Source organism: Nostoc sp. UIC 10630 (assembly GCF_010747425.1).
GTDB lineage: Bacteria > Cyanobacteriota > Cyanobacteriia > Cyanobacteriales > Nostocaceae > Nostoc.
This window is the reverse complement of sequence record NZ_JAAGOG010000021.1, coordinates 56198-66922: the sequence shown is the minus strand read 5'-3', so window position 1 is coordinate 66922 and position 10725 is coordinate 56198. Positions and strand designations below refer to the sequence as shown.

The 10725-nt window shown below is 43.1% G+C and carries 11 protein-coding genes and 1 pseudogene; 2 read left to right on the top strand and 10 right to left on the bottom strand.

Annotated features, from left to right (window positions below):
* Positions 1 to 40 precede the first annotated feature (40 nt).
* Entirely contained in the window at positions 41 to 853 is an 813-nt protein-coding gene (locus G1O98_RS08335; protein ID WP_163928379.1) for a carbon-nitrogen hydrolase family protein, read from the bottom strand.
* A gap of 210 nt (positions 854 to 1063) precedes the next feature.
* Here G1O98_RS08335 and G1O98_RS08330 point away from each other — a divergent pair.
* Positions 1064 to 1657: pseudogene (locus G1O98_RS08330) on the top strand (MarC family protein).
* Between the two features lie 148 nt (positions 1658 to 1805).
* Here G1O98_RS08330 and trxA read toward each other — a convergent pair.
* The 8 genes from trxA to G1O98_RS39430 all read right to left on the bottom strand — a co-directional run bounded on the left by trxA (position 1806) and on the right by G1O98_RS39430 (position 9577).
* On the bottom strand, positions 1806 to 2129 hold the full coding sequence (trxA, locus tag G1O98_RS08325; RefSeq protein WP_012411836.1) for a thioredoxin: 324 nt from the start codon (positions 2127 to 2129) through the stop codon (positions 1806 to 1808).
* Positions 2130 to 2490: 361 nt separating this feature from the next.
* Positions 2491 to 3654 carry a GuaB3 family IMP dehydrogenase-related protein gene (locus tag G1O98_RS08320; protein ID WP_163928377.1) on the bottom strand — a complete coding sequence of 388 codons (1164 nt, stop codon included), beginning with the start codon at positions 3652 to 3654 and terminating at the stop codon, positions 2491 to 2493.
* A 336-nt stretch (positions 3655 to 3990) separates the two neighbouring features.
* Positions 3991 to 4521, bottom strand: coding sequence for a YdcF family protein (locus G1O98_RS08315; protein ID WP_012411838.1), 531 nt, complete (start codon positions 4519 to 4521; stop codon positions 3991 to 3993).
* Positions 4522 to 4949: 428 nt separating this feature from the next.
* Entirely contained in the window at positions 4950 to 6203 is a 1254-nt protein-coding gene (locus G1O98_RS08310; RefSeq protein WP_163928373.1) for an exonuclease SbcCD subunit D, read from the bottom strand.
* Between the two features lie 98 nt (positions 6204 to 6301).
* Positions 6302 to 7027 carry a phosphoadenosine phosphosulfate reductase gene (gene cysH / locus G1O98_RS08305; protein WP_163928371.1) on the bottom strand — a complete coding sequence of 242 codons (726 nt, stop codon included), beginning with the start codon at positions 7025 to 7027 and terminating at the stop codon, positions 6302 to 6304.
* A 704-nt stretch (positions 7028 to 7731) separates the two neighbouring features.
* Entirely contained in the window at positions 7732 to 8940 is a 1209-nt protein-coding gene (locus G1O98_RS08300; RefSeq protein WP_275941766.1) for a DHA2 family efflux MFS transporter permease subunit, read from the bottom strand.
* Complete coding sequence (locus G1O98_RS40635) at positions 8930 to 9313, bottom strand: MFS transporter (RefSeq protein ID WP_275941765.1); 384 nt, start codon at positions 9311 to 9313, stop codon at positions 8930 to 8932. Before G1O98_RS40635 ends, G1O98_RS08300 begins: the two co-directional genes overlap by 11 nt.
* A 108-nt stretch (positions 9314 to 9421) precedes the next feature.
* Positions 9422 to 9577 (bottom strand): hypothetical protein, encoded by a 156-nt coding sequence (locus tag G1O98_RS39430; protein ID WP_207794494.1) that lies wholly within the window; start codon positions 9575 to 9577, stop codon positions 9422 to 9424.
* Between G1O98_RS39430 and G1O98_RS08295 the strand changes: the two genes are divergently transcribed.
* Complete coding sequence (locus tag G1O98_RS08295; RefSeq protein ID WP_163928369.1) at positions 9566 to 10156, top strand: TetR/AcrR family transcriptional regulator; 591 nt, start codon at positions 9566 to 9568, stop codon at positions 10154 to 10156. The two genes, G1O98_RS39430 and G1O98_RS08295, sit on opposite strands and share 12 nt — an antisense overlap.
* Before the next feature lie 205 nt (positions 10157 to 10361).
* On the opposite strand, the gene patD is transcribed toward G1O98_RS08295, so the two are convergent.
* Positions 10362 to 10715, bottom strand: coding sequence for a heterocyst frequency control protein PatD (gene patD / locus G1O98_RS08290; protein WP_163928367.1), 354 nt, complete (start codon positions 10713 to 10715; stop codon positions 10362 to 10364).
* Positions 10716 to 10725 lie beyond the last annotated feature (10 nt).

The following is a 10725-nucleotide window of genomic DNA, read 5'->3' as shown; positions in this document are numbered from 1 at the left end:
CCCCTACTCCCCCTGCTCTCTACTCCCCACTCCCCAATCCCTAGAACACCCGATGTTGTAAAGAAGGCATTTGACGACGGACTTGTTCTAACCTCGTTGGCTTGATTTCTGCGATCGCAATTCCCGGTTTTTCCCCAGCATCGGCTAAAATTACACCCCAAGGGTCGATAATCACGGCGTGGCCGTGAGTTAGACGGCGACCGTAGTTATTCCCCGTTTGGGCGGGAGCAATGACGTAGGCGGTATTTTCGATGGCTCTGGCTTGTAGTAGTACTTGCCAGTGATCTTTGCCAGTAAAGGCGGTAAAGGCGGCGGGAATAAAGATAACATCGGCTCCCTTCTCTGCCAAATGACGATACAGTTCAGGGAACCGGACATCATAACAAATAGAAAGTCCTAAATTACCAAGTTTTTCTGAAAAATAGACGGGGGGTAATTGCGTACCAGCCACAACAGTGCTGGATTCCCGATAGGTGTTGCCGTCGGGGACATCAACATCGAATAGGTGTACTTTGTAGTAACGGGAAAGTTCTTGACCGCTTGGGTCGATAAGTAGAGTGGTGTTATAAACTTTGCCTGTATTGTCTACAGGAAGTGGAAAGCTGCCGCCCAAGATCGTAATTTGAAAGCGTTGAGCCATTTTTTTGAGAAATTTTTCACTTTCAAGAGCGATCGCATCGCCTTGCGCGAGTTTATCTTTTTCTTCGCCCATATAGGAAAAGTTTTCTGGCAAGCCAACCAATTCAGCGCCTTGACGCACGGCAAGCTCTATTAATTCTTCTGCCTGAGCCAAATTTTTGTGTAGATCGGGCACACTTGTCAATTGAATAGCGGCGGCTAAATAAGACTTCATAGATTCAACAACGAACAGTTGATTTATGGAAGATAGATTATCAAAATATATCGCTACTTCAACATCTATGGAACTTAATTAGAAATACGTCAGCCAAGATTTTCTTTAACAGACTTATTTTATTGCTAGTTTTAATCTTCCTCTAGGTTCTGGCAAACTGAGCAAGATTGGCATTATTTTACGATCAAACCCTGATAAAAGTTACCTGCTGTGGATATTTCTATTCTTGTTCAAACATTCATCGCTGTGTTTGTCCTAGCAGATGCTGTGGGCAATATACCAATTGTTTTAGTTTTGACCAAGGGCATGATGCCAGACCAAAGAAACAAAGTTATAGATAAAGCAATTATCATTGCGATCGCAGTTCTTTTGCTATTTGCTTTTGCTGGGCAAGTAATTTTAAATTATTTGGAAATTAGTATCGGCTCTTTGCGAGTAGCAGGAGGTGTATTGTTGCTGTTAATTGCTTTACAAATGCTGCGGGGAGAATTAGATCAGCCAATTATTGAAGAAGGACGCGATGTTGCAATTACTCCACTAGCTTTAGCACTACTAGCGGGGCCGGGGACTTTGACAACGGTGATGTTGCTGATGTCGAAATCACAAAGTCCACATATTGCTGCGGCGGTGGGTATCTTTGGGGCGATGTTTATCACTTGATTGATTTTGCGTTTAGCAAATCTGATTGACCAGTGGATTGGTGCAGAAGGTGGAGTGATTGTGACTCAGCTTTTGGGTTTTCTGTTGGCGGCGCTAGCAGTGGAAATTGGTAGTACGGGAATTAGAGAATTATTTTTGAGCTAGAAAACTCTTAAAAATATTCTGAGATTGTATACAAATGTAAACAAGTTTGAAAAACGAGAAATTCGCGTCTCTCAAACTTGTTTGTAAAAATTAACCTAAAGCTAGAACAACATTGATAACTCAAAGGGATTTTGTTACCAATTGAGTTTCAAAGATACTTTTCTAAAGTGGAAGCTAATGTACTTTTAGGTACAGCACCTACCACCATATCTACTTTTTGTCCATCTTTAAAAATCATTAATGTAGGAATACTGCGGATGCCGTACTGACTAGCAACTTGAGGATTTTCATCCGTGTTGACTTTGACGACCTTGATTTGACCTTTGTACTGTTCGGAGATTTCATCGACAACAGGAGCTACCATACGGCATGGTCCGCACCAGGGTGCCCAAAAGTCAACTAAAACTGGTACATCGCTGTCGAGTACTTCTTGCTTGAAACTAGAATCGGTAACTTGTGCGGCTGTTGACATGCCTAAAACCTTCGCCAATAATATCTGAACTTGGTGAAAATTCTACCATAGCAAAAACCTCAGCTTGGGAGTCTAAGGATGTACATTTGCAAAGAAGCTCTCGAATTTATTTACAAACATAAGGAACCGCCCGAACAGTAGTCCGGGCGGAGTGTGGTGTGAGGAGTGAACGGAAACATTCGTCTCCGCTATCTCTATTGTAGGCGACATATCGAATTTTTCCAGCAATTGTTTAGGGGGCTGGAAAAATTTATTGAAGAATTTGGGAGTGGAGAGTGGGAGTAGAGAGCAAGGGAGGCAGGCGAGGCAGGGGGAGCAGGGGAAGAATAATAACCCATGCCCTATGCCCCATGCCCCAATTTTATTTCCCCATACCTAATTGTTGAGCTTTTTGGTAAACTTTACCCTCGGTTAATAGGGAAGGCGCAATCACAACTTCCACTTGCTGCATTTCTTTAATATTTTTGGCTCCTAAAGTGCCCATGCTCGTCTTTAAGGCTCCTAAAAGATTGTGAGTGCCATCATCTAATCCGGCTGGGCCAATGAGTATTTGCTCTAGGCTACCGGTGGTGGCAACGCGAATGCGGGTGCCACGAGGCAACACCGGGCTAGGAGTTGCCATACCCCAATGATAACCTCGTCCTGGGGCTTCTGCGGCTCTGGCAAAGGGTGAACCAATCATCACACCATCAGCACCGCAGGCGATGCATTTACAAATGTCGCCACCGGTGATTAAACCGCCATCAGCGATAATGGGAATATAGTTGCCAGTTTCGTTATAGTAATCATCTCGTGCTGCTGCACAATCTGCGATCGCAGTTGCCTGTGGCACGCCCACACCCAACACCCCACGGGATGTACAAGCAGCACCGGGGCCAATTCCCACTAATATGCCCGCCGCCCCAGCTTTCAACAAATTCAACGTCACGTCGTAAGTTACGCAATTCCCCAACACCACAGGGATGGGCATGGAACGGCAAAATTCGGCTAAATTAAGTGGTATTACAGACTCTGGTGACAGATGTGCAGTAGAGACTACTGTAGCTTGAACAAAAAATAAATCGGCCCCAGCTTTTGCTACCGCCTCACCGTATTTACTTGCACCGGCTGGAGTTGCGCTTACCGCCGCAATGCCACCTTGTTGTTTAATTTCCTGAATACGTTTTTCAATTAATTCCGGCTTTATTGGTTCGGCATAGAGTTCTTGCATCAGGGCAACAAATTCATCTTTCCCCACAGAAGCAATCCGATCTAATATTGGCTCTGGGTCAACGTAGCGAGTGTGAATCCCCTCTAAATTGAGGACACCTAATGCTCCCAACTGTGACAAACGTACAGCCATGCGAACATCTACTACCCCATCCATTGCACTGGCAATTATCGGAATTTCTCGCTCAATATTGCCAATACGCCACTTAGTATCTGCCAAACTGGGATCTAGTGTTCTGTTACCAGGAACTAGAGCAATTTCATCTATTCCGTAAGCTCTGCGAGCTGTCTTTCCCCGCCCAAGTTGAATTTCCACGCTTTAACTTTTATTCAAATCTGTTTAAGCTAGGGTATCAAATTGTGAGATAAGTTGGGGCGTTTTTTTCCCTGAGCTACACAGATAAATTCCATTTACGCAAGTCACCACTCAAAATTTTGGTGGACGCAAAGTATTCACTAAGCAACCAAATGAGCAAAAACAGTTAATTGGTTTTTATATTGTGTTGTTTGAGGGTTAATGTTGCGCTAGTTTTGCGATCGCTGTGGTTTCATGTGTCTATTATTACTTAGTTATTATCACGATTATTGGCATTAATGCTCTTAATTTACCTATCTTGAGTTACATCAAGACGATCAAATTCCCACTGATGATTTACCGTTTATTTTTAGCTGCATCCACACCAGTGTAACCAGTTGCTATCCAAAGTATCGCTCTTGCTCCATCGCGGATAGATTTTTCAATAGATTCAGGGGGTTTTTCTGAAGGGACTGGCACTGGTTTTAAATAAATACCTCGACTACCCAAAATAATTTCGCCGATGACACAAGCTCGGCGCATGTGGAAGTCTGAAGTAATCAAATAAACGCTCTTAATACCACGAGCTTGCAAATCATCTACTAACGTAGTAAAATTAGTAACTGTATCTACGGCTTCATAATCCAAATGTAAACGCTTGGGATCAACACCAGCTTTGGTAAAGACTCGTTGGGTGAATCTAGGTGGACTACCGCCGGTAATCCAAATTGGTATATTTGGATGCTGGCGAACAAATTCGGCCGTAAACTTCTCTCGCTCTAAACGTCTCGTTGAACCACCCAACACTACAACTGCTTGCGGCTGTACAAATTGGTTTTGTACTTCTTTGTATCCCCACCAGATGATTAGTGGTAAGACAAAAGCCATAAAACGAAAAGATTTACTTGTAAAGAGTAGCTTATTCAAGGCTCGATAACTTTTTTTACTGAGTCCAAAATTTCCTCTAGCTAGAAGAAAAATCAATAGTTGATAGTAGAGTAGCAAACTCCTCAATAATCCGCCCAAAAATATAAATTTGGGTGACTTTCATGTTACAGCGCGATTAAGCGGGTTTGAAGTTTTTCCTTTAATTGATGGATTATCCTAACCTGTATCGGAAAATTCATCAAAGGGTTCTAGCACCTTATCGAAGAACTCCATTTAGGTTATCTCGAAAATCTCTTTCCTTTTAGAAGAGACTTTGAAATTTCCCCCTTCCCGACACGGGAAGGGAGTTAGTTTTTTCGTGGGTTTTTCCAGATGACCCCAAATTTTACGTCTCTACACGCTGTATTGAAATATGATTGGCATCTATCCTACTCGCTAGTTGCTGCTTCTAGCCAGATTTCCACATCATCCGCTAGTAACTTCTGTGCAGCATCTAGCATTGATGTTGCTATGTCTTTGAGGTCTTCGCGGTTGTTCAAATAAGTTTTCAAGGCTTCCATTGGGTCGATGCTGCTACTTGCGCTCAATTCAGGAATGCGGGGCCTGGCTAATTGACTTACTAATTCTGCTTGAATGGTGTAGGTATGAGCCGGACTTAAAGCAGTATGTAGAGAGGAACTATCAATTAAGTCCATCTGTTCGGAGCGGAGTTTGTAAATTAGCCGCACTACAGCATCTTGAATATCATACTTAGCGATCGCTTTCATTAACACCGCTTGCGGCTCATCTGCTTTCGAGATATCCACCTCAATGGTGCGGAAAGTCCGAACTGTTAAGGGGCAAAATTCCCATTCAGCTCTTCCTCGCTCCAGTTCCAGCATTACATAGCCTTTGTCTTCTTTTTCTTCACTAAAATCTACCCGCTCAATACTTCCCGGATAAATCACCGGCGGGTTGTTGGATTTATTGAGGTTCTGGTGGCGGTGGACGTGTCCCAACGCTACATAATCAAAACAAGGTCGCGTCAGCAAAGATAGGGGTAGAGTAAAGCCTTTACCTACTGCCAAAAAGCGTTCTGCCCCCAAGCTAGCATTGTCAGCCATCAAGTGGGCCAAAAGGACAGTTGGTACATCAGGGTCAAGACGACGAATTTCCCCTTCCATTACAACTCGCAGACGTTCCGTTAACAGTTCGTTGACTTCTGCTAAAGACGAACCTTCAGTCTCTTGGCGAGTCATCAGGGTAGAACGAGTCAACCAAGGGAGGGTAATTACCTGCACTTTGCCATTGCGGGTTTCGATGCAGTGAGTAGTTAATGTATCACCGACAACAAACCCTGGCACTCCCAAAGTGCGGTAAATATTTAAACTCGCTCCTCCTTGTCCTTGGGAATGTTGGTCGTGGTTTCCTACCAACAATACTGTTGGAATATTGGCATCCATAAGACGGCGAAATTGGCTGGCAAAAGCTTGTTGTACATAAGGCGGTGGTGTCGCATCCGGGAAAGCATCACCACCAAATATCACCATATCAACAGCATCTGTCAGCGCTCGGTCAATACATATAGACAAAGTATTGACAAAATCCTCCAATCGTGTATTTAATCCAGTTGTAGGATTAATTCGTCCGTGGGAGAAGCCGCTTCCCATGTGGATGTCGGAAAGATGGAGGATTTTAATCATATTTGTTTTCGTCCTTAGTCATTTATCCTTTGTCTAATACTAATGACTAATACTTCGGCTTCGCTCAGTACAAGTGACAAATGACCAATGACCAATAACTAAATATGAATTCCGCATTCTGTTTTATCACTTCCCCGCCAACGTCCAGCGCGTTCGTCTTCACCTTCGCCTACTTTGGTGGTGATAGGTTGGTCGCCGATGCTGGGATAACCTTTGTCATGGAGAGGGTTGTAGATAACTCCATGTTCAGCCACGTAAACCCAGCTGTCTTGACGTGTCCAGGTAGCAATGGGATTTACTTTCAACCGACCTTTACCATCAAATTCAAATATGGGCATATTCGCACGGGTTACTGCTTGGTCACGGCGACGACCGGTAATCCAAGCGACGCTGTTGAGTTCGTCTAGACCCCGTAACAGTGGTTCAATTTTTGTAATGTGGTGGAATTTAGCAATGTCCGTATCCCAAAGTTTGTCGCCGTATTTGGCTTCAAAGGCTTCACGAGTTTCTACGTCTGGAGTTTTGAAAGTTTGCAAGTCCAGATTGTAAATTTCTTTGGCTTTGGCAACTAATTCTAGGCTTTCAGGGAAGTGGTGCAAGGTGTCGAGAAAGATCACAGGAACGGGATGCTTCAGTTCACTGTAAAGAATATGGGTAATTATCATGTCATCCACGTTAAAGGCGCTGGTTTGCACCAATCCCGTTGGGATATTCTCTATAGACCATGCCAGTATCTCTTTAGGAGTGGCAGTTTCAAATTGCTCATTTAATTTTTCTAAGTCAAAAGCGATCGCTTGGTTTCTAGATGCCGTGGAGACTGTCATGATAATCTTCTATTCAAATATTTCTACCTTGATTAAGATTTATTTTACTCCATAAAGGCGCGTATTCCGCTCGGAGTTCAGGTATTTATTCTGTTCGGAAATTACTACATTTGGGAACTGGAGAATAGGAAGTGGGGAGACAATACTGCTCGGTTAAGGATTTTTAACTCGGAATTGGGTTTTGGGTAAAGATTAAAGGGTAAAGGTTAAAGGTTTTTCTTTCCCCTTAACCGACAAGTATTGAGTGGGGAGACTAGAAGACTAGCTCCTCATAAGTAAAAACCGATACTTAATTTGTAAATTAATTTTTTGTTAAGAAAATTTACGGGACTTTAAGTTTTACAGCGCTTTTATAGATATTTATACTGATTTTGATATGGTTAAGGAACTATTAAAAAAGGATTTTTACTTAAATGAACGATTCAAAATTCAGCAATCCATTAGGCCAATCTATAATTATGGGCGCTTTAATGATGTTAACCAGTGTTGGTGTTATTACAATAATGAACTTTTTCTAAGATTCGGAATTTCTAATTTTAGCAATAAGACTTCATATAGTCCTGCTCAAAACTGAGTGGGATTTTTATTTTTGATCCAGATATATCAGTGTATATTAATTTTCTTCTGTGACTTTCGGTCAAAAAAGATTTTTAAGCAGTGTTTTTACGTAGTTTTAGTTCAGAGAGCTTAAAATTGGTATCCGTCTAATGACCGACTGGTGCTTTTGCTCCGGCACCGCCTTTACCCAAGAATAGTAATAGAGGTAATGAGCAAAGGAACCCGATCCCTACCGCTCGAAAGCAATCTGCGTAAGATAAAACAGCAGCTTGAGTATCTACTGTTTGACTTAATAAAGCTAGTGCTTGTTGCTGTGCTGTTGCCGCATCCATACCTTGGCTTTGAAGTGCCCCATTAAGTAAATCTAAACGTTGATTGGTTTCTGGGTCATAAGGGCTAAGTTTTGCTAACAAGATAGCTCGATGAAAAGTTTGTCTTCGGTCAAGCAGAGTAGTAAGTAGGGCAATGCCGATACTGCCACCCAGTTGTCGAGTCAGGTTGTAGAAACCAGATCCAGCAGAAACATCTTGTTTGGGTAGCGGGCCTAAAACTGCCAAACTCAAAGGGAGAAACATCAACACAGTAAAAGCCCCACGCCATACCAATGGCCAAAATAAATCATCTGTGCCTGTTTGTGGGGTAATTGCTGCTAGTTGAAACATAACTCCAGATGATCCAACAGCGCCCATTGCAATTAAAAATCGGGCATCAATTTTACTGGACAGCTTGCCTAATAGAACCATAACGATCGCAGAGGCTAAAGCACCAGGCGCTAACAATAGTCCTGTCTGCGTTGCCGTAAAGTGCAGTACACTCTGAGCAAATATCGGCACTGCAAAGAGTGTGCCATAAAGCCCCATACCCACTACTGCTGAGAGAACGCTTCCCGCAGCTAAAGAACGGTGACGCAAAACTCTCAAATCAACGGCAGGATGGGCTATTTTCAACTCGTACCAAATAAATAGCCCTAATCCGATAATACTGGCGATCGCTAACGTGGTGATGAAACCGGAGGAAAACCAGTCTTCTTTCTCTCCTTCTTCTAACAAAGTTTGCAGACAGCCGATGGCAATAATCAAAAACCCAATGCCGAACCAATCGACGGATTGGCTTTGTGTCTCGCTTTTGTCTTTGTCTTTGGGCAAAAACATGAAGGACATTGCTACTGCAACGATCCCGAAGGGAATATTAACAAAGAAAATCCAGCGCCAGCCCAAACCATCTACCAAGAATCCTCCTAAAGTCGGGCCGATAGCCGGGCCAGCAATTACACCTACTCCAAAAACTGCTTGTGCCAAACCCTGTTCAGCAGGTGGAAAAGTCTCGAACAAAATTGCTTGTGCTTTAGCTAGCAACCCGTAAACCTTGAAGAATTCGGGAAAGAACCAGCATCGGTAAATTGAATGCTAACCCGCATAAAACCGAGGCAATGGTAAAGCCAATCAACGAAAAGATAAAGTAAGTTTTGCGTCCAAAGTAATCTCCCAGCCATGCAGATAAGGGAATTAAGACGACATTTGCGATCGCATATCCAGTTACTACCCAACCTACCTCACTGACAGTTGCACCCAAACTAGCCTGCATATCCGTCAGGGCAACGTTAACGATACTAGTATCAATTACTTCTAAAATTGCACCCAGAGAAGCTGTCAAAGCGATCGCCCACTTCAATGGCCCGTGGACATAACCAAATTGATCAAAACTAGAATGTTTAATGTTGGTAGCCATTGTCAGAGCGATTCCCAAAGCAAAAATTATACATCTCACGTATACGCTACGGTAGCGTATCATATAGGAATGGTCAAGGGAGACCTCAACGAAAAGCGGCAGAAATACTTATGCTAAAGATGGATAGTCATTTTTGCTGTTTTCGTGCATGAAAACTGGGTAGTAGGGCTTCTTCGTTTCCCAGATGGTACGTTCTATGCCCAAAGGTAGAAGCAAATTGCCAAGAAGATATTTCTTGGGGATGATATTTTTATGAGTAACCAAATCAACAGTCCTTCAGGACGACCACGTAGCATCCACGCTGACCAAGCGATTCTGCAAGCGACCTTAGATTTGCTTGCAGAGGTAGGATATCAGAGCATGAGTATAGAAGCGATCGCTTCTCGTGCTGGAGTTGGTAAAACGACCATCTATCGGCGTTACACTTCCAAAGAAGAACTAGTTGCAGACGCGATAGAAAGTCTGAGAGATGATTTAGCGATCCCCGATACTAACAGCTTTTGGGGAGATATGGATATTTTGATCGAGAATGCCGCCAAAAAGATAGATAGTCCCCTTGGTCGTCAGACACTCGCTTTAATAACTAGTACCGCGTCTAGCAATCCTCAGTTTGCAGAGGTTTACTGGACAAAATATATAAAACTCCGACGTGAAGCATTCTCTAAAGTACTTGAGCGTGCCCAATCTAGAGGTGAAATACATAAGGATGCAGACGTAGATTTAATTATCGACCTGGTGAGCGGATTATTATATTATGCACTGATCTTTAAACCCACAACTGAGCCCGTAGAAGCATATATGCGCCGCACAATAAATCTTCTCCTCAAAGGGATTGGGAATTAGGCATAAGGCATGGGGACAAATCTGAAATAAGGCTTTCTTAGATCAGAACTTTAGAGTGACAACGAGAATAACTATGCCCAATACCCAATACCCAATTCCCATTCCCCATTCCCCCTTCCCCACCTTTAACTTGTTAGCAAAATAACTTTTCACGAACGGTTGTAAATGAGATGATGGATTAATTAGAGAAAAAGGTGAACAATTGTTATTTTTCTCCTTCCGCTTCTGGTTGCAGAATAGCATTACAGTACTGAATGAGGGTTGTCAAGCGATCGCTAATCGTCTGAAGTCTCGTCTGTGCAGTCGATGCCTGCCGCGCTCCTTGCAAAAACATCACATCTATCGCCAACAAACGCAATTGCTTGCTCATTTCCGTTTGATAAGACTGTACTCGCCAGTTTTCATCAGCCAAAGGCACAATCTGCTGTCCGAAAAATTGCTGCAACGAGGCTACACGCTCTCGCAGTTCAGGCGCAGCGATTTGGGTCGTTGTGGCATAGGAGCGTAATTGCTCTAGCAAGGTTACGAGTGCCAAATATTTCTCAGGGTTTAAAGACATCCAGTGCTAG